Below are 19,954 nucleotides of genomic sequence, written 5' to 3'. Positions count from 1 at the left end.
GTCCTGTCATCACCCATTGGGGGGATGCCAATCATGCAACCACAAGCCATATTATTAGACATAACCTGTTACTTTGAATAACCAGTTTGTTTCTTTCTTTTTCGTAGGTGTTGCCTTCGAATGTGAACATAATCGCGACAATGATACACAACACCGGGCTCCCGTAAGTCCGGTGTTTCTTTTTGTGTCGAATTTTTTGCTGAATAGCGGTGATAGCGGCCTTGCATTTCCGCTAGCAAAAGCGTTACGAGGGGCTGTCGTCCCTTTGCTCCGTCTCACCGTTATATCGGGTCGCTATCTTACCTTCTTGTCGACGCATTTCCTCCGCAGTTTTGCGATCACTCAAACGTTCAGCGAGCCCAAAGCCGGATGGACGCGCGTGTGATTGTTCCTATCAGCACCTATGGCAAGGGAACCGCGCATGAAAGGCATTGGTGATGACTTGAGTGGTGTAATCGATGCTGAAGAGCCGCGACAAGAAACGAAGATCATGCGCCAAGGTCACGCTTTGAAGCGTGCCAGATAGCATCGGCGATTTGCCGTGAAGAAAATGTCAGCCATGTTGATGGACAAATTGTCATCAACATGGTGATTAGAATCTATGCCAGCCACCAGATTGCCGGACAGATCCGGTCTGATGGAATCGATTTCGAGAATGGGTGAGTGCCATGACCAAGATGATTGCTCCGGTCGCGTCTCTATTATTTTCTGTTGCCTTGCTGTTGATTGGCCACGGGCTACAAAGCACGATCATTCCGCTTGCCTCGCGTATTTTGGATTTTGGCGAGTTGATGATCGGTCTGGGTGCCTCGGCCTACTTTCTTGGTTTCGTCATGGGCGCCATCATCACTCCGCATGTGGTGGTGCGTGCCGGCCATATCCGTGGCTTTGCTGTCATGGTGTCCTCGATGTCAGCGGCAGCTCTGCTGCACCCTTTGGTGGAAGATGCCGAGGCCTGGATCCTGTTTCGCTTCATCACCGGCTTCTGCATTTCCGGGCTCTATCTGATCATCGAAAGTTGGTTGAATGAGTTCGCCGATAATTCCAATCGTGGCCTGATCATGTCGATCTATATTGTGGTCAACTATGCTGCATTCACGTCCGGTCAGTTGATGGCAACCCTGACACCACCAAACGGTTTTTTGCTGTTCGTGGTGGCCTCTATCATCATTTCCGTGGCCGTGATGCCCGTTGCCATGACCAAGGCGGCCCAACCAGCCCCGATCGCCATCGTCAAGCTCGAATTGGGCAAGGTGTTCCGAACCTCGCAAGCCGCAATCATTTCGGCCTTCATCATCGGCATGGTGGCAGGCTCGCATTTGACCTTCGCCCCTCTATACGCCATCGACAAGGGGTATGATCCCCTGACGCAGGCCCCGGTATTTGCGGCCATGCTTGGCCTTGGCGGGATGCTGAGCCAGTGGCCTCTGGGGCGTTTTTCTGATCGCGTCGACCGTCGTCTGGTCTTGTTGATGATCAGCATTGTCGGCGTTATCAGTTCCATCGGCATCACCTTGCTTGAGGATGTCGATTTCATCGTCTTCTTGATGGTTGGTGCCTTGATCGGCGCAGTGACCCAGCCGGCTTATTCGCTGGCCGCCGCCCACGGCTATGACCATGCCAGCGAAAACGGCTATCTGCGTATGGCCGCAGGGTTGCTTGTTGCATTTGGGGCAGGCTCGTCTCTGGGCCCATTCCTGACCGCACTTTTGATGCAGAATTTGAGCCCGGATGCGCTCTTCCTCTTCCCCGGCTGCCTGTTGGCCTTTCTCGCCTTTTATCTTTGGCAGCGAATCCTGCGCAAGGATGCTGTGGGCGACGATCAGAAGGAAGACTTCGACATGGCTGCAACATCGGCCTCTGTGGGTGCCGTCGTGGCGCCGGAACTGCCATCGGAAGAGGACCGGTATGTGGTCGTGCCCGATGACTGGGAAGGCGGTGAGACGTCAGAGGACGAGGCCGATTCCCCTGAGGCTGCGGCAGAGGTTCTATCGGATGAGACCGTTGGGGACGATAGCGAGTCTGAACCCGCTACCAAGAAGAGTTTTGATCCGGTTATATAGCCGGATCAAATCCCGCCCGTGCATTGACCGCCAACGGAGGAGGGGAGATCTGTTGAACCCGCGGTTCGCGTGGTTTCAGCGAACCGATATTGCGCTGGTCACGCATCCAGGATGTCATTTGATCAAAGCTCAGGGGACGGGAAACCAGATAACCCTGAATGGAGCAGTTGGCAATCTTTGAGACCGCCTCCAGCTGCTGAACGGTTTCGACCCCTTCGCACACCACCCGGAGCTGCATCAATTTTGTCATCGACATCACCAACTCAAGGATGGCGCGTTGCTTGTCGCCATGAGGAATGGCACTGATCAGGGAGCGATCGATCTTGATTCCGTCAATCGGCAAGCTGGACAGATGGGTAAGGGAAGCATAGCCCGTCCCGAAATCATCAAGTTCCACATGCACGCCCGCCGCTGACAGGCGATGGAAGATTTCTTCAATATTGCCTTCGGAATCATCCAGCCAGACGCTTTCGAGCAGTTCGACAGCCAGCAGATCCGGATTGACGTCATATTTGTTAAGGCTATCGCAGAAATCGTCAACCAGTGTCGCCTTCTGGATGTGGCCCGGAGACAAGTTGATCGCGAGCCGCCCGAAGGACAGGCCTTCGTCCATCCATTTCTTGGCGGCCATCATGGCCTTGTCGAACACTGTTCGGCCCAGCGCAGCGGCGAGACCGTGGCTTTCCACCACCTGCATAAACAGCCCCGGAGGCAACTGGCCCCGCTCTGGATGGTTCCAGCGCACAAGGGCTTCGATTCCGACAATGCTCTCATCAAGGGCACTGATCTGTGGTTGGAAATAGAGTTCGAACTGATCCATTTCCAACGCCGAGCGCACACCGAGCTCAATGCGATTGTCGCTGTCGACCTTTTCCTTCATTTCCGCAGAAAAGAACTGATAGCCGTCGCGTCCCATCCGCTTGGTCTTGTACAGGGCCAGATCGGCATAGATCATCAGCGATTCCAGATCTGTGGCATCATCTGGATAGGTCGCGATGCCCAAACTGGTCGTCGGCCACAATGTCGTGTCTTCATAGGGAACCGGGACGGCTACAAGGTCGGTCATCTCCTGACAAAGCCCTTCAAGATCGAAGTCGTCATCCAGAAGAACGATGGCCACAAATTCGTCGCCGCCCCAGCGATAGGGGCGGAACGCCGGTACTTTAGAAGACAGGAACGACAAGCGTGATCCGGTAACCTTGAGCAAATGGTCCCCCGCCGCGTGACCCATTGTGTCATTGACGCGCTTGAATTTGTCCAGATCGATCTGGACAATGGCAAACTTGGTGTTCTGATCCCCTTTGCGCAGCAAGGCTTCAAGATCCTGTTGCCCGTGGGCCCGGTTCGGCAGGGTGGTCAATGCGTCGAAATAGGCGATATGCTCAAGTGCATCCCGTGTGCGCTTCAGCTCTTCCTCACGCGCCCGCTGGGCGGTGACATCGATCATCGTCGTGATGATATTGCCGTTGGAAACACGTTTCTTCTGCAGCACCACTTTGGTGCCGGGGCGCAGAGTGAGATTGCTTTCCATATGGTCCTGTGTGAGATGCTCATCGACAAGCCGCTTGATCCAGTGATCGAGATCAGGAGCGTCGTTTGAACTCTTTTTGTCAAAGACGAGCAAGCCTTTTTCGCAACTCAGCCGCATGAAGGTTTCAAAGGCCATGCCAGGCAGGATTTGATCGGCAATCGGGGCATGAAACTCGCGAAACGCCCTGTTGGCGAGCTGCAAATAGCCTTGGGAATCCCATATCGCCAAACCATTATGCATCGAGTTGATGGAATTGAGCAGTTGCTCATGCGTGCTGGCCTGGATGCGCTGGGCGACCTGCAGTTTTTGCGCGGTCTGCTGCGCTTCTTCATGCTTGGCCTTCAGATTGCGGATCATCGCGTGGCGCTCGGTCACATCGATGTGGGTCAACAAAAGGCCCTTGTCCCTCAGGGGCCAGCCCTTGACCTCCAGAACCTGCTCGCTCTTGCCTTCGCAAGTGAAGACATAGGGCAAGTGGGCACGGGCCTGATCGAGATGCTCTTTGATCCTAGCATCGATCTGCTCCGAGGTCATCTTGATGCCGCACAGATCATTCTGGGCATTGTAGCGCAAGACATCTTCAAGGCTGGTGCCAATGGGAAATGTATCCGCAGGGACGGACAACAGCTCGTGGAAGGCTGCATTGGACAAGGTCAGTTTGAGATCCTTGTCATAGACCGAAATGGCGCCCGGGAAATTGTCAAAGATCGACTGCAGCAGATGGTTGGACTTCGCAAGTTCGTCTTTCTTTTCCTTGATCGACGTAATTTCCGTGCGCACGGAAATCAGTTCTTCCAGTTCGCCCTTTTCATTCAAAACAGGCGCGACCGTGGTCTCCACCCAATAAAAGCTGCCGTCTTTGGCCCTGTTGCGCACGGTGCCTGACCAGACTTCACCTCTATGAACCGTCTCATACATCTTCTGGAAAAAGCTGTCATCGTGGTAGCCAGAATTCAGGATGCGATGATTGCGCCCCAGCAGTTCCGCTTCGCTATATTGCGAAATCTCGCAGAACTTGTCGTTGACATAGGTAATCCGGCCCTTGGCGTCGGTCATCGACACGATGGCATGGGAATCGATACAGAGCTTATGGGAGGTCAGTTTCTTGACAAGCTTGCGCGCCTTGTCCTGTTCTCTGAACATAACCTCAAAACGGGACATAACATGGGTGTGGTTGTGACGCGCCAACGCAACAAGACCGACAATGGTTGCAAGCAACAGGCCAGCGGCCGTTCCGGTCAAAAGGATGGCAATGAGACGATCCGTTTGAAACAGAGCGGCGACCAGCAGACCGGCACTTGATATCATGGCTGCTACAGGCCCGATGCTGGTCCAGCGATCTCGACCGATCGATCTCAGTGTTTTCATCATTCAACCCCGGAACGTGACGGTAACCACCCGTCTCGTCATGCTATTTGCATCCCGTCAGGCAAACCAAAGGGCTGTCATATCTCGCCAATTCACAGCCTTGTTGCCTCCATTGAAGGTGAGAATGCCCGAAAAGTATTGAAATATGGATAAAGCAACTGAATGGACAAACCCACTTGTTCACACACCAATCGAGAGTGAAGCTTGTCTAGGCGCAACAAAAAAGCGCAATCACCTCAAATGATTGCGCTTTTGATTGATGAGACTTGAAAGGACCGGGTCAGGCTGCCTTGTCACTTCTGTCGTCTTGGTTCTGTTCCCGAATGGTGTTCAGGAAAGTCTCAATCTGGGCAACAAGAACATTCATCTCCTTGCACAAACCATCGGCATTTTCAGACATCATGGCTGCCGACTGGCCGTTTTCATTGGCCAGATTGTTCAGCGCGTCCGCATTGTCCGAAACCTCACGACTGCCTGCGGCAGCCATGGCGATATTCTGGGAAATTTCGCCCGACGCAGTGCCTTGCTCCTCGACGGCCGCTGCAATGGTGCCTGCAATGGCAGTCATCCGGTCAATGGTTTTCTCGACCAGCCCGATGGCATCCACAGCGTTGGCAATGTTGCTCTGGATAGAGTTGATCTGGCCGGAAATTTCTTCCGTTGCCTTGCCTGTCTGTGCTGCCAGTTCCTTCACTTCAGAGGCCACCACAGCAAAGCCTTTGCCTGCTTCGCCAGCACGTGCCGCTTCGATCGTGGCATTGAGCGCCAAAAGGTTTGTCTGTTCTGCGATATCCTGAATAAGGCCGACAATTCGGCCAATCGCCTGCGACGCATCGGACAAGGTCGAGACCACTTCGGTCGCTTTCTTGACTTCTTCGACCGCCGAGCAGGCAACATTGCTGGAATCGGATACCTGATTGGCAATCTCGACAATCGAGGCCGTCATTTCTTCCGATGCACACGCCACGGTCTCGACGCTGACGCTTGATTCCTCCATAGCAGAGGAGATTGAGTTGACCCGTGAGCTGTTTTCATGAGAGCGGGTGGCCAGCAGCTTGGTTTCGTCACCCAGCTGGGCAACCGCGGTCTGGACACTGTCAACGATGGCACCCACCTGTTGGTCAAACTGGTCGGCCATATCGAGCAGCATCTGGCGCTGCTTGGCCTCGGCCTCTTTCTTCTGTGCTTCCTGCTGGGCGCGCAGTTGCGCCCGCTCGCGGCCATTGTCACGGAACACCAGAAGGGCCTTGCTCATGGACCCAATTTCGTCACCGCGCTCGGTATAGGGAATGTCCATGGAGAAACTGCCCTTCGACAGCATCAGCATGGTCTCGACGATTTTTGCCACCGGACGGGTGATGGACATTGCGAGCAGGGTGGATGCCAGCGCAATCACCAAGAAGATGACCAGCGTGCTGGTAAACAGGCTGCGCAGGTTGGACCAATAGGTTGCATTGAGATCGTCAATGTAAGTGCCCGTGCCGACGATCCAGTCCCATGGCTCGAAATAGGAGACATAAGCCATTTTCGGCTGGGGATCTTTATCGCCAGGGCGAGGCCACATATACTCAACCAGTCCGCCATCGGGCTGCTTGCCGGTTTTGACAAACGCGCGGAACAGATACAGGCCATTTGGATCGGTCGTGTTGCTGTAGTCTTTGCCGACGGCCGATCTATCGCCCCCATGCATGACCATGCGATGCTTGGTATCATTGATCCAGAAATAGTCGCCTTTGTTGTATTTCAATATGGCCAGCGCATCCGTGACAGCCACTTTCGCGTCGGCTTCGGAAATTTTGCCTGCCTGCATATCAGCATATTGCGCTTCGATCGTAGACATGGCGGCTTCGACCAGATGCTTGAGCTCACGCGTTTTCGAGTCTTCAAGATCAATGCGGCTAAAAATGACCGATTGAAGGGTCAGAACACCGATGCCGATGATTGCAAGAAAAACAATGAAGTAAATTTTAGCCGTCAAGCCTCGGAAGGATGCAGGCAAAAAGGAAAAGAGCGATGAGAGCATGTTTGCAATCTCCGTTGCATATCACCGAGCGATGGCTTCTTCCGGATAGGGGGAGTCAACCGATGATTGTCCGTCGTCAGACTTATCGATTTTCGTTAACAAAGTCGTAAGCGCATCCTAACTTTCAGTAGAGGGGGCTTTATGTCTAAGTTAATAGTGGATTGTTGCTTGATAATTCTGACAATATAAATGCCAATATGTCCGTGAAACGAGAAATTCAGCCGTTTGGATTGTAATTCATTGTTGAGGATATGATCTGAAATGACGGGTTGTTGTGTTACAATCCGAATTGGTTGAATGATCTGTTGATTTACGTAGTATTTCTGATGTAATTTTAGGGTGTAATGAATATTGGTGTCTATAACGTAAGTAAGAATGCTAACTGTAAATTTATCTCATGTTAAATCGTTGCAACTGCAGTTTGTAATAATTTTGTGCCGAAATTACGATCCCATTTGACCATTTATAACCTATGGTTGTTGTTGTCCAAAATCCTGATCATCGATCTTGCGTGCCGTTGTTCATGAGACTGGGGCCAAGAAAAGGGATGCAAAGCCAGCTCCGACCTGCTAGCAAGAAATGTCCTTTTGATCGGCAACAAATGTTCCAATGCCCGATCTTCATCCGTCAGGAGACTTGAATGCAGAACAAAGCCACAAATTCGGTGGATGACTTGTCCGAGCATGGCCAGATTCCTTCATCGAAGGCTGTTGAGCCGAACTTGGCCTTTGGAGAATTCATCGTTCTGATGGCGCTGTTGATGTCTCTGGTGGCGCTCAGCATTGATGGTATTTTGCCCGCATTGAAGATTCTCGGACCGGAAATGGGAGAGACCGCGCCGCAACAATTACAGAAGGTCATCACATTCCTGTTTGCCGGTCTTGCAATTGGACAGATGATCTATGGTCCCATCTCCGATCAGATTGGGCGCAAGAAGAGCATCTATATTGGTCTGACCCTATTCTTTGTTGGCAGCGTCATCAGTTGGGCCTCCGTCAGCTTTGATCAATTGCTGCTGGGCCGTTTTTTGCAAGGTCTCGGTGCCGCCGGGCCGCGCATTGTCCTGATAGCGCTTGTGCGGGACCTTTATGCCGGTCGGACCATGGCGCGCGTGATGTCCTTTGTCATGGGTGTTTTCATCTTTGTGCCGGTTATTGCCCCGATCATGGGCCAAACCGTTGCCCAGCTGGCAGGCTGGCGATCGATTTTCTTCTGTTTCATGATCCTGTGTGTCATCAGTGGTCTATGGCTGATGGTCCGACAGAAGGAAACGCTGTTGCCCTCAAAACGCCGCAAGCTGACCCCATCCACCATCTGGCAAGGGATAAAGATCGTCCTGACGACCCCCAGCTGTGTTGGCTATATGATCGCCACAGGTATCGTCATGGGGCCGTTTTTGCTCTATCTGAGCACGTCGCAGGATCTGTTTCAGAATACCTACCATGTGGGGGACCTGTTCCCCTATTTCTTCGCTGCCTTGGCCCTGTCGATTGGGGTGGCCTCCTTCTCCAACTCCAAGCTGGTGATGCGGTTTGGCATGCGCTTTCTGGCCAGAACGGCATTGTCGGTGATGGTGGGCCTGACGGCCTTGGCTCTGCTGGTCTCGGCACCCAATGGTTTTGTGCCGCCATTGTGGTTGTTCATGTTGCTGTTCAGCCCGCTTTTCTTCTGCATGGGCCTGCTATTTGGCAATATGAACGCATTGGCGATGGAAGAGGTTGGCCATGTCGCTGGCATGGGGTCGGCGGTTGTTGGCTCCGTCTCCACCATCATTGCCATGCTCTTGGCCTCCTTGCTGGGGCTTTTCTATGATGGCACCATCATCACCTTGGCGGCCAGTTTCATGTGTTGCGGAGCCCTCAATCTGGTCATCATCTGGATCACCGAGCGTCTGCGGTCTGTTGCTCCGGCCTAAATGTCAGGCTGGCCCAATTTGCGCCTCACTCCTCCGCTTTCATGCCTGCATGCAAGGCTCGTGGGAAGGATCCTGTCAAACGGCTCGGGATGCGACAAGGCAAGACCGGCTCGAAAGGGCCGCAAGAGGTGGGGATCTTCTAAGATGCAGAGGCAGAAAAAGCCGCAACAGGCAGAAGCCGTCGATCTGTCAGATATCGTGATTGACCGCTCCATGCTCGATGCGCTGGCCGCAAAGGGCTGCATCGATGCGGATCTGCGCCGCGCCAGCCTTGAATGGCTTCATCCACCCCATATGTGGACCCAGTGGGTCATCCGTTTGCTGTTGGCTTTTGGCGCCGCCTTGGTCCTGACTGGTATTCTCTTCTTCTTTGCCTTCAATTGGGCGAGCCTGCCTCATCTGGCAAAACTTGGCCTCATTCAGGCAGCCTTGCTGACTGCCGCCCTTGGTGCCTGGTGGTTCGGCACAGGCCGGATCGTCGGCCAGTTGCTGCTGATCACCGCATCGGTTCTGGTCGGGGTCTTCATGGCAGCGTTCGGCCAGATCTATCAAAGTGGCGCGGACGCCTGGACATTGTTTGCCATCTGGGCTGTTGCCATTACCCCATGGACAATCCTCAGCCGCTCGCCATTTCACTGGCTGGTTTGGTTTGTGCTGGTCAATCTTGCTCTGTCCCTCTGGTGGGACCAGACCATCGATGCAGGCAGCCACAAGCAAGACATGCTGGCCATGCTGATGGCTGCATTGAATCTGGGCCTGCTCACCGTGCGTGAAGCGCTGACCCGGGGCAAACCAACCCATTGGCTTGCCCCGCTCTGGACCCGCTGGCTGCTGCTGGCCGCGATACTGGTATCGAGTTTCCCCTTCCTTTATGAGGGCTATTCCGATCCAGCTGACAGCATGTTGCTGCTGGCCGCCGCAATAATCGCTTCCATCGTGATTGGCGCCATGTTTGTGAATTATCGGCTGGCGGTGCCGGACATCCCGGCGCTGGCCATGATCCTGTTGCTGGGTTGCCTGCTGGCTGTGCTGCTCTTTGCCAATCTGCTCGATGCTCTGGATATGTCGAGCCTCGGCATCACCTTCCTCACCGCTCTTGTCGCCATCGGCGTCTTTGCCTTGTCTGCGGGTTACTTGCGTGGCCTGCTGGCCAAAGCCGGCGACCGGGAAGGAGGGGCCAATGTCTGATCTGTTCCAATGGACGACCAAAGGCAGGGATGCCCGTCAATGGCTGACCCAAATCGATCAAAGCCATGCCCTTGTGTCGGCAGAGCAAAAACGCACCATCCTGGATGGCCTTTTTGTGCTGCATGGCCAGCAGCGAGAGGAAACGCCGCTCTATTTGCGCGCTCTAACCGGCATCGGTGCAATCATTGCCGGTTTTCTGGTCGCCTATCTGCTCTATCTGTTTGGCCTCTTCAGCAGCCAACCCATCAGTCTCGCCATGAATGGCGTCGGTCTGATGATTGCCGCCATGCTGCTATATCGCCTTGGGATCGTAAAGACCGGTCTTGCGCAAGACTTCGCCCTCCAACTGGCGCTCACCTTGTTACAGGCGGGCAAGCTGGCCTTGGTCGCCGGGTTGGTGCAATATTTTGAACCCTTGCTCAATATCGGCTGGATCTGGCCGATCGTTGCAGCCCTTGGGCTGGTCGGCATCCTGAGTTTTGGTTTCTTCCCATCGTCGCTGGAGCGTTTTCTGGCGGCCATGGCCTTTCTGGTCGCCCTTTGGGCTGCCATGGTCAGTGATGGGTTGGACACATCCGGGGTGATGTCTTTCTCCGGTCTTATTCTGCTTCATCTGTTGGCGCTTGGAGCCTTCCTGCGCTGGAGCGCCTGGCGTCGGCATCTCACCTCGCTCTATGATGCATTGCTGGTGTCGCTCTGTATCGGGGTGGGTATCGTCGCAACCTTTGTTGATTGGGCCGCCTTCGTCCTGCCAGATGCTGTCAGCCCTGCCTCGGGCCTCAACTTCAATGTCTTCTTCTACACCTCGCCAACCCAAATTCTGATGACCGTGGCACTGATCGCGCTGATCGTTTGGGCGGGGCGGGGACGTTGGGTGCAATCCGGCCCCGTCGCGCTCGATCATCCCCTTGTGCTGGCTATCATCGGGGGGATTCTTCTCGGGGCATTGTCCGATCCCGGAATCCTGCTGGCTCTCGGGCTCTTGGTGCTGGGATATGCGACCCACCGTCCAGCGCATTCGATATTGGGCTTTCTCTTCGCGCTTGGCTTTGGCACCCGCTTTTATTATGCGCTCAATCTGACGCTGCTGGAAAAATCGGCCATCCTCGTCGCTTCGGGGCTCCTGCTACTGGCCGCCGCTGGCTATATTCATTGGCGCGGCTGGGCTCGGAAGCCCGCTGACTTGTCAAGTCCTCCTCCCTCGTCAGAGGAACAGCAAGGAGACAAGCACCATGCGTAACTTTGCCATTCCACTGATCCTGTTGCCGATCCTCATATTCTTCAATCTTTCCATCTTCCTCAAAGAGGATCTGCGCCGCAATGGCGACCTGATCCTGATCGAACTTGCCCCCGTCGATCCGCGTTCGCTGATGCAGGGCGACTATATGCGCCTGCGCTATAAACTGATCGAAGAGGCGAACAAGGCATTGAATGCTGAGGTCGGGGAAGAGAGCGCCGACACTCAAGTGACAGCCCTTGTGCTGGCGTTGGCTCAGAACAAGCAGGCGACCTTCAAGCGCCTGCATCATGGTGAAGCTCTGGGTGACGGCGAACAGCTCCTGTCCGTCCAGCATCGTCGCCTTGCTAAGCCTCAGAGGCTCAAATTGACCCCAACGTCTTTCTTCTTTCAGGAAGGCCATGCCTCACTCTACCAAGAGGCCCGCTTCGGCCTGATGCGCGTTGCTGCGGATGGTGCTCATCTACTGGTTGGCCTTGCAGACGATGAGGGGCGACCCATCACGCCCTGACCTGCCCTCGTGAAAGCCTGATATCGAGGCCGGGTTGCCTTGATGTCATGCGCCATTTCCGGGCCAATTAGCCAGTGGTTAACCATATTTCCCCTATGCTGAGATTTGATTGGGCGCGCCAATATCAAGGCGTCCTGACTTTACCTGCGCAAAAGCCTGACATCGAAACAGGTCTCAAATGGCAGCAGGCGTCAACGAAACGGGTTTGAAATGCTGGAACTTGCGCAATTGCTGATGACGATTGCTGGCCTTGGTCTCCCGATGGGGGTACTGTTGCTGCTGTCTGGCCGTGTGAAAAGCCGTAACGAACTCGACACCGTGACCCGCATCATGACGGCCTTCTGCTTGTCGCTGGTCTGCTTCTGGATGTTCGGGTATGGCCTGTTTGAAGGCGAAAGCTATCTCGGCTTCGTCGGGTCCGGCTTCCTGTTGCTCGATCAGATGGAACTGTTCAATGGCGCTGAAGATCTGCGCACCGTCTATCTGTTTTCCATCCCGCCCATTCTCGTCACCGCAGCCATGGTTGAGCGCGGCAGTTTTGTTGGTGGGACCATCCTGTCGGTGTTTGTTGCGATTTGCGTCGTGCCGATCATTGCCCACTGGGCGTGGGCATCTGGGGCAGGGGAGCCCGGATGGCTCGCAGCGCAGGGCTTCATCGATCATGGCGGCTCTGTTGTTATCTTTGTGTCTGCAGGCTTTGTTGCGCTTGCCGCCAGCAGTACGATCGGCCCACGGCACAACCGCTTTCCGTTGCAATCAGACCGACCCCGCGGTCACAGCCCCACCTATCAGGCGATTGGCGTCATTCTGATGATTTTTGGGCTGGCTCTGCTCAGTGCCGGTCAGGTTGAAACCATCGGAGCCATGCCTTCGTTGATGTTCAAGGTGTTGCTCGGTGCCAGCTTTGCTGCCATTGCTTCCATCTGTCTGCTGCTCATCCGGCCCCAATCGGGCATAGGGTCGGCCATCGATCTTTTGGCAGCCTCGCTGGCAGGAGCGGTGGCTCTGGTTGCTTTCGCTCAACACAGCACCAATGCCAATGCGGCGCTCACCGGTCTGTTTGCCGGTACAGTTTGCATCGGTTTGCGTCATGTTCTGGTGACCATCGAACTTGATGACCCCGGCGATCTGATCGCTTCTTTCCTGTCGGGCGGTCTTATTGGTGGTTTGCTCGCGCCCGCCTTATGGCAGGGCGGTGGCCTTTCCTCGATTGACCAATTGATGGTGCAGCTGTTGGGCATCGCCGTCATTGCTGCTTGGTCCTTCGCATTGACCTATGTCGCAGCCCAGATCATGACAATGGTGACCAATCTGCGGGTCAGCGAAGAAACCGAGGCCCTTGGTCTGTCCCGTGCTCACTTCGGACTGCAAAGCGAGCTCGATTTTCTCGTCTCGCAATTGCTCGTCTCGACCGGCAAGCAATATGGAACACCAGACAGCAACACCGTCCATCTGACCCAATTGTCCTCCAGCTTCAGCGACGTGGTTGTCAAGCTGCGGACGGAAACCCATCGGGCAACGGACCGTATTCAGGCCACCAGCACCGATTCCAAACAGGCCGCACTGATGACCACCAGCATCCGTCTGGCTGAGGACACCCTGCGGGTCAAGGCCGAAGATATTCTGTTGCTGCTGGAAAACACCCTGAAAGGGCGGAACTCTCAGTTGGGAGGGGCCCAGTTTCAGGCGTGGCTGTCTCAGGCGCTCGAAATTCTGATGGAACCGGTGATGCGCGATCTGGAGCAATTTGCCCGGCATTTGCAGCTTCAGGCGAATTTGCAGGAAATCGAGACCATTGTCATCACCGCTGCGGATGGCATTGCCCGTTGCGCGCACCGCATTGAGTTGATGCGCGATCTCACTGATGCCCGGGCCCGCGGCTTCTTCTCTCGCGATCATGAATGCGATCTGGCCGAGATGCTGCAAGAGCAATCCACCTATCTCACCGCTTGTGCCGAGATCCGCAACAGCCCGATCCAGATTGACAGTCCGGGGCCTTCCGGTCTCTTTGCGGCCGGTGATCACAATGCCTTCAATCGCATTCTATATCTGATGGTCGAGGCGGCGCTCAATCGCCTGAACAGCAAGGACGCCCAACCAGTGCGCATCGAACTGCGAGAGCAAGGCCACGGGCATGGCATCGTTCTGGAATGCCTTGATACCGGTTCAGCCCTGTCGCCACGGCAAATTCGCGCAATTTTAGAGCCATTCAAGGAAGAGCATGCGCTCGATTCCATCGGTCTGGGGCAGGTACTGCCCTTAATGCTGGTTGCGCGTCTGGTCGATGCTGTTGGTGGCGAAATCTCGATTTCCAGTCAGGAAGGCCTTGGCACTCTGGTCCAGTGTCGCTTCCGCAGGATTCAAGCCAAGATCGATCGTGAGCGGCAGCCCGCTGCCTGATACCGGGCTTGACTGAAGGCCTGCGCATCCAATGCCGTCACCCTTTGGCTGTAACGGCATTGGCCCCATTCCGGGCGAGGATCAATGCAAGGTGCCCTCGGTGCTTGGTACCCAAACCGGATTGATATGACCGAGCACCTGATCGACCAGCATACTGACTGATCTGGAGGCGTCCAGTTCAACCCAGTTGGTCCAATCGAGCTTTTCCCCGGCGCTGCCAAGGATCAGATTGCTGTCTCGCGAGAGGCTGTCCTCAAACGGTGGTTTGCCGGCAACGGCGCGGCTGTGATGCTCCAGATCGCGGATAAAGGGCTGCACTCGCTCACCTTGTCCACTGGCTTTCTGTTCTCCCACCGGGTCAAACAAATGAAAGGCCTGCAACTGGATTGACGGGCCGACTTCCTGCTGCAACAGGGTCAGATTTTGACGGCTGCTTGGGCTGTCGAACGCACCCGACAGAATGACCGAATAGCCAGCCTCCAGCGCCATTTGGGCCTTGGTTGCCAGTCGCCGATAGACCAGATGCCAGACTGACCGGCGATGCGCCGATGGGGGCAGATCGCTTTCATGGCGAACATCATACAGCGACAACAGTTCCTGATAGGCAGACATGTAGGCCGCGCCGGGCATCCGACCGATGATTGGCGCCAACAGGCGCGCCAGATGCGACCGGTTGGCCTGTGTACTGCCTCCAAGCACAAGCAACTTGGCTTCATCCTGAACCAGACTGTCGCGAGCCGTCTGCATATAGCCGCGGAATTGCCCATCCTCTTCACTATTGCCGGAAGAACGCACGGATTGCAGCTCGGACAGCTGGCGGGCCTTTTCAAATGCGCTGACAAACAGATAGAGATCCATCGCCTGCAAGCCATCCACAGCATGGCTGTCGAGCAGATTGTTGCAATAGTGGGAAAAGACCCAGTTAGCCTGACGGTTAAGCCCACGCGCCCGCATTTCAGCGACCAGCGAAGCAAGGTCATAGAGCGGATCGCCAAACCATGCCTGACTGCTTGACTCGATCTGACCGACCGCAGGATTGACCAACCGTAAGCCCTTGGGGGTTTGAACCACATTCTCAAGGCCGACATTGCCGTGAATCTCGACGAACAAACCACCCTTGCTGCGGTCCTCAAGATGAGGTTGCAAGGCACCCAGCCGATAGAGTGCACGATTCAGGCAGGCACGGAGTGTCTGTTTCTTGGTCTTCTGCTCCATTTGCCGAACCACCGGTGAGAAACGTGCCAGCATCTGCGCCAGATGTTGCTGCCAGACGTCGGCCTTCTGATGGTTCACACTTTGGGCGGCTTCGGGGCTTTTTGCGATCAAGTCGGCGAGCTTATGGCATTCGGTGAAGTTCGGGCGATAAATCTCGACACTTTTACTCAGGCTCTTGGAAACGTCGTAGCGACGCATCTTGATAAGCCATTCGATCACCGGATCCGTATTGGTCCCGGCCATCCGCACGCTACGATTGCTGCCATCCTCGGCCGCAGTATGATCGATATAGGGGCCGTCCTCTCTCAGGCGGACCGGCACAAGACCCAAATAGAGATCTGGTGCAAAGCTCTTGCCCAACTTGATCTCTTCAAGGGCGCGCTCACGGCGTTGCACAAGGCTCAGACGGTGGGTTTGCTCCAAGGGCATTTCGCGCCGCAGCTTGTAACAATGCCTGTCGGTCAGGAACAGCACACAGTCGGCAGCGTCAACCCGCTCGACCGTCTTGGTCATGGTATGGCTTTTGACATCATCCAGAAAGGCCAGCAGACCCACATCCCCCACCAGCGGCAGGGCGGCCACAGACGAGCGACCACCGTGATGCACGCGATCGTCCTGTTTGCCATTTTGCGGCTTTTGAGCCTCAATTGGGGATATGAGAGGGGCCATCCAATTATGTCCGAAAAGGGGTATCAATATCGAGGTGGGTCTCAAACGCAACGAAGGGGTGCCCACAACAAAGGTTGGTTCAACATTGGCGGTTGGAAGAAGGAATCGCATTGATAGAAATCAAGGTAAGTAGCCGACCATATGCGACAATTCCAATATCAAATGTCTCGTCATATCCTGCGAAAACCGTCTGGAAATCAGCGCTTTAAGCCAATTGGGAGTAGGCTGCACAAAACCCGAGATCGTGCGGCAATTTGGAGCGCTGAAGTAAACAATATTTGCTGTGGAAATAACTTGCTGCGGTTTTGTTTGTCAGATTGCTTGATATGCATCAATATAGAGCCATTGCACAAAGTAAGGAGGACGCGATGTCTGATGGAATCATGAAGAAAGTTCGGCTTAATCTGGCTCGCAACGCAGAATATCCTTCTGGCAGTGCACAGCATGGCTATGAGTTTGTTGCACCACTGGATGCGGACGGCCATATCGATGCGGCGGTTTGGAAAAAACACCGGACACAATGCCGGGTGCGCCGTTTCTGGCAGGGCGAAAAGGATGAACATGGTCATCTGATCCATCGCCCCGGAGGCAGCTGGGCCTTCACCTATGACATCGATGGGGAAGATGATGACGAGGCAGGTTATCGCTTTGGTCTGCATGCCTTCAAGCCCGGAGAATATGTCTCGATCAAGGATGAAGACGGCGATTTATACACCTTTCAGGTCGTCACCGTTGACACGCTTTGAGCGCAAAGTTTTTTGTGCGATTTGAGAACGATCAATGCGTGGGTCATCGCTAAATGCAATCTAGGGTAGTTCGCAGCTTTTCTAATTAGGCCGGTCTAATTACCCTTTCAGGTCCCCACCTACACCGGCCGATGTCATACTGAAACGGATCAGACAAACCCGTAAGGCATGACAAATTGGAGAGAACGGACTGAGGCCGATGCGGCGATCGGTTTCAAAAAGATTGGGAGTATGGGCAATCCATGCTCCCTTTTTCTTGGTGCGAAGCGCCGTTTCTTGTCATTTCAAGGCGTTGATCTTGTCGCTGATATTGGGCACATCAAATACCATGTGAACGAGGTCAGGGTCATCCGGATCCATGCGTGTCTTGAACCCGAGCGCCTCGCACATTTCGCGCATGGTGCGGTTGGTGCGCAGCACCTCTCCCTCAACCTGATTGAAGCCGTCTTTCTCCGCATATAGCAGGATCAGTTTCATCAGCTTCCAGCCCAGTCCCAGACCCTTGAGGTCAGAGCGGACCATCACCGCATATTCACCCCTGTTGTGATCCGCGTCCCCCATCAGTCGAACCGAGCCGAGCATGTCGCCAGTCTCCTGATCAAGGGCGATAAAGGCCATCGAGCGGGCATAGTCGATTTGCGTCAGGCGGGCAATGAAAGCATGATTGATCGACCGGGCTGCGGTGAAAAATCGCAAGCGCAGGTCATCATCGGTGACATGATCGAAGAAATCCGGAAACAGGCTTTCATCTTCCGGCCGCATCGGCCGGATAAGGGCAGAACGCCCATCCTTCAACTTGTTCACCTGCTCCCATTCCTTGGGATAAGGTTTGACCGCGAAGCGCTTGTGCGGATGAATGCCGATGCTGGAAGGTGCCACATGAACACTGGCATCGGTGATCACATAGCCATTGCTATCCGCCAGCAGGGGATTGAGATCGAGGGCGGTGATTTGGGGCAAATCAGCCACCATCCTGCTCAGTTTGACGAGGATCGAAGCCAGCTGTTCCCGATCGCACGGAGGGGTGTCGCGATAGCCTGCCAGACGACGGTTCACCCGGGTTTTCCCGATCATTCTCTTCGCCGTCAACATGTCCAGCGGCGGCAGTTCCAGCGCCTTGTCGCGGATCACCTCGACAGCAGTGCCACCACGGCCAAACACCATAACCGGGCCGAAAATTGCATCCACATGCATGCCTGCAGTCAGCTCAACCGCGTGAGGTCGCCGGATCATGGGATGCAGTGTGACGCCATGAATGCGACCGTCCGGATAGGCAGCCCGTGCCCGATCCATCACAGCAGTGGTTGCCTCGCCCACGGCTTCCGGTGTCACGAGGTTGAGCACCACTCCGCCAATGTCGGATTTATACCTCACATCCGGGCTGTCAATCTTGACCACCACCGCCCCATGGCGGGCAATCAGAGGGATAGACAATTGCTGGGCTTCTTGTGCATTCGCAGCAGGGATCGCGGCGGCAATCGGCAGATCATAGGCTTCAAGAAGGGCAGACACTTCCACCGCCGTCAACCGTTCTTCACCGCGGGCCAGCGCGCCGCCAATCACCTTGCGGGCAACCTCAAGGTCAGGTTTGCTGTCGTCAAAAGCAGGCGGCATTCGCATCAACTGATCCTGCGCCTGCATATATTTAATCACATAGGAATAGCCCCGCATGGCATCAGCCGGGGTGGCATAATGGGGGATGTCTGCCTCTTCGAACATGGTCCAGACCTTGTCCCCGCCGCCCAGCCAACAGGTAAAGACCGGCAGCCGCCGCTTGCCGTTTTTCTTGCGTTCAGCCAACAGATCGATGACGGCTTGCGCCATTGCGACCGGATCATTCAGTGCCGTCGGGCAATGCATGATCAGGATAGCGTGGCTGTTCCTGTCCTCCATCAGGATTTCGAGGCTTTGACGATAGGCGTCCGGCCCGGCGGTCCCCAGAATGTTGATCGGATTGGACCGCGACCATTTCGTCGGCAACACAGCATCAAGCTGGGCAATCACCGCATCATCCAGTTCGGTGAGCGATCCGGCCTGATCGACCAGGTCGTCCGCAGCCAATGCCGTTAGGCCAGTGCCGTTGCAGATGATGGTTAGGTTCGCCCCGCGCAACTTGCGCACATGGGTGAGAGTTTCGACCGCATCGAAAAACTCATCCAGATCATGCACCCGCAATAGCCCCGCCCGATCGAAGGCCGCCTGATAGACGGCATCCTCACTTGGCAAACGATTGTTGCGCCAGGCTGTTGCGGAGACCCCTTCAGTGTGCCGCCCGGATTTCATCACCACCACCGGCTTGGCGCGGGCAGCGGCCCTGGCCGACGACATGAATTTTCTAGCATCCTGAATGGATTCCACATAGAGCAGAATGGCGCGGGTGAAGGGATCCATGGCAAAGTGATCCATCAAGTCACCAAAATCGACGTCGGATTTTTCTCCCAGTGATACAACGCCGGAAAACCCGATCTGTTTGCGGGTGGCCCAATCGACCACCGACGTGACAATGGCGCCGGACTGGGAAATCATGGCCAGATCACCCTGCAGTCCCGGCAAATGGCAGAAGGAGGCATTCAGACCAGTCCTTGGCGCTAAAATGCCCACGCAGTTCGGCCCGACAACCCGCATGCCATAGCCTGCAGCAATTTGGGCAACATGTTTGGCGATTGATCGATCGGCACCGCTCGATTCTGTCGTGATGATGATCGCGCCGCGACAGCCTTTCTTGCCCAACGTTTCGATGACATCGACAACCGACTGGGCTGCGACCGCCACCACCGCCAGATCGGGCTTTCCCTCCAGTTCCTCAAGGGAGGAAAGAACGTTATGCCCATCGATCTGGCCACCTTTGGGATTGACTAGCGTCAGCTTGTCTTTGAACTTGCCCGCAAGAAGATTGCGTACAATCGCATTGCCAATGCTGCCTTCCCGTGCGGAGGCACCAATCACTGTGACATTGCGAGGTCTGAAAAACACGTCGAGATTATAGCTGCTCATGGTTTCTACGAGGTCCTGTCCAGTGTCTGGTCGTTCATCCGTCGGGTCATCAGGAATAGAAGGTCATCAAACTTCAATGCCAAAGCTCACCGGA

At 55.0% G+C, this 19,954-nt stretch carries 11 protein-coding genes; 7 read left to right on the top strand and 4 right to left on the bottom strand.

The features are described 5' to 3' along the window. Positions 1 to 668 precede the first annotated feature (668 nt). On the top strand, positions 669 to 2,063 hold the full coding sequence (locus tag FDK21_RS13235; protein ID WP_138148961.1) for an MFS transporter: 1,395 nt from the start codon (positions 669 to 671) through the stop codon (positions 2,061 to 2,063). Here the strand turns inward: FDK21_RS13235 and FDK21_RS13230 are convergent. After that, the gene (locus FDK21_RS13230; protein WP_171022079.1) at positions 2,056 to 4,962 is read right to left on the bottom strand and encodes an EAL domain-containing protein; all 2,907 of its coding nucleotides are present in this window, start codon (positions 4,960 to 4,962) and stop codon (positions 2,056 to 2,058) included. The two genes, FDK21_RS13235 and FDK21_RS13230, sit on opposite strands and share 8 nt — an antisense overlap. A 280-nt stretch (positions 4,963 to 5,242) precedes the next feature. Continuing rightward, positions 5,243 to 6,985, bottom strand: a complete 1,743-nt coding sequence (locus tag FDK21_RS13225) for a cache domain-containing protein (protein ID WP_114009735.1) — start codon at positions 6,983 to 6,985, stop codon at positions 5,243 to 5,245. A 640-nt stretch (positions 6,986 to 7,625) separates the two neighbouring features. Here FDK21_RS13225 and FDK21_RS13220 point away from each other — a divergent pair. From FDK21_RS13220 to FDK21_RS13200, 5 genes are all read left to right on the top strand, one after another. After that, entirely contained in the window at positions 7,626 to 8,900 is a 1,275-nt protein-coding gene (locus tag FDK21_RS13220) for a multidrug effflux MFS transporter (protein WP_114009736.1), read from the top strand. A 144-nt stretch (positions 8,901 to 9,044) separates the two neighbouring features. Beyond that, positions 9,045 to 10,088, top strand: coding sequence for a DUF2157 domain-containing protein (locus FDK21_RS13215; RefSeq protein WP_171022078.1), 1,044 nt, complete (start codon positions 9,045 to 9,047; stop codon positions 10,086 to 10,088). Next, a complete protein-coding gene (locus tag FDK21_RS13210; protein WP_171022077.1) occupies positions 10,081 to 11,328 on the top strand; it encodes a DUF4401 domain-containing protein in 1,248 nt (415 codons plus the stop codon). Before FDK21_RS13215 ends, FDK21_RS13210 begins: the two co-directional genes overlap by 8 nt. Continuing rightward, positions 11,321 to 11,836, top strand: coding sequence for a GDYXXLXY domain-containing protein (locus FDK21_RS13205; protein ID WP_138148953.1), 516 nt, complete (start codon positions 11,321 to 11,323; stop codon positions 11,834 to 11,836). The genes FDK21_RS13210 and FDK21_RS13205 overlap by 8 nt, the downstream gene beginning before the upstream one ends. Positions 11,837 to 12,046: 210 nt before the next feature. Continuing rightward, the gene (locus tag FDK21_RS13200; RefSeq protein ID WP_138148951.1) at positions 12,047 to 14,236 is read left to right on the top strand and encodes an ATP-binding protein; all 2,190 of its coding nucleotides are present in this window, start codon (positions 12,047 to 12,049) and stop codon (positions 14,234 to 14,236) included. Between the two features lie 81 nt (positions 14,237 to 14,317). Here FDK21_RS13200 and FDK21_RS13195 read toward each other — a convergent pair whose 3' ends face one another. Further along, the gene (locus FDK21_RS13195) at positions 14,318 to 16,120 is read right to left on the bottom strand and encodes a hypothetical protein (RefSeq protein WP_138148949.1); all 1,803 of its coding nucleotides are present in this window, start codon (positions 16,118 to 16,120) and stop codon (positions 14,318 to 14,320) included. A gap of 368 nt (positions 16,121 to 16,488) precedes the next feature. Here FDK21_RS13195 and FDK21_RS13190 point away from each other — a divergent pair, with 368 nt between their 5' ends. Next, positions 16,489 to 16,866, top strand: a complete 378-nt coding sequence (locus FDK21_RS13190) for a hypothetical protein (RefSeq protein WP_114009742.1) — start codon at positions 16,489 to 16,491, stop codon at positions 16,864 to 16,866. 279 nt (positions 16,867 to 17,145) lie between these two features. On the opposite strand, the gene FDK21_RS13185 is transcribed toward FDK21_RS13190, so the two are convergent. Next, a complete protein-coding gene (locus tag FDK21_RS13185) occupies positions 17,146 to 19,860 on the bottom strand; it encodes a bifunctional acetate--CoA ligase family protein/GNAT family N-acetyltransferase (RefSeq protein ID WP_138148947.1) in 2,715 nt (904 codons plus the stop codon). Between the last annotated feature and the right edge of the window lie 94 nt (positions 19,861 to 19,954).

Origin of the sequence: Cohaesibacter sp. CAU 1516 (genome assembly GCF_005771485.1) — a bacterium.
GTDB lineage: Bacteria > Pseudomonadota > Alphaproteobacteria > Rhizobiales > Cohaesibacteraceae > Cohaesibacter > Cohaesibacter intestini.
This window is presented reverse-complemented; position numbering and strand designations above follow the sequence as displayed.

Coding starts and splice junctions, on each gene's coding strand:
- FDK21_RS13235 (WP_138148961.1), top strand. CDS start 669: ATGACCAAGATGATTGCTCCGGTCGCGTCTCTATTATTTTCTGTTGCC.
- FDK21_RS13230 (WP_171022079.1), bottom strand. CDS start 4,962: ATGAAAACACTGAGATCGATCGGTCGAGATCGCTGGACCAGCATCGGG.
- FDK21_RS13225 (WP_114009735.1), bottom strand. CDS start 6,985: ATGCTCTCATCGCTCTTTTCCTTTTTGCCTGCATCCTTCCGAGGCTTG.
- FDK21_RS13220 (WP_114009736.1), top strand. CDS start 7,626: ATGCAGAACAAAGCCACAAATTCGGTGGATGACTTGTCCGAGCATGGC.
- FDK21_RS13215 (WP_171022078.1), top strand. CDS start 9,045: ATGCAGAGGCAGAAAAAGCCGCAACAGGCAGAAGCCGTCGATCTGTCA.
- FDK21_RS13210 (WP_171022077.1), top strand. CDS start 10,081: ATGTCTGATCTGTTCCAATGGACGACCAAAGGCAGGGATGCCCGTCAA.
- FDK21_RS13205 (WP_138148953.1), top strand. CDS start 11,321: ATGCGTAACTTTGCCATTCCACTGATCCTGTTGCCGATCCTCATATTC.
- FDK21_RS13200 (WP_138148951.1), top strand. CDS start 12,047: ATGCTGGAACTTGCGCAATTGCTGATGACGATTGCTGGCCTTGGTCTC.
- FDK21_RS13195 (WP_138148949.1), bottom strand. CDS start 16,120: ATGGCCCCTCTCATATCCCCAATTGAGGCTCAAAAGCCGCAAAATGGC.
- FDK21_RS13190 (WP_114009742.1), top strand. CDS start 16,489: ATGTCTGATGGAATCATGAAGAAAGTTCGGCTTAATCTGGCTCGCAAC.
- FDK21_RS13185 (WP_138148947.1), bottom strand. CDS start 19,860: ATGAGCAGCTATAATCTCGACGTGTTTTTCAGACCTCGCAATGTCACA.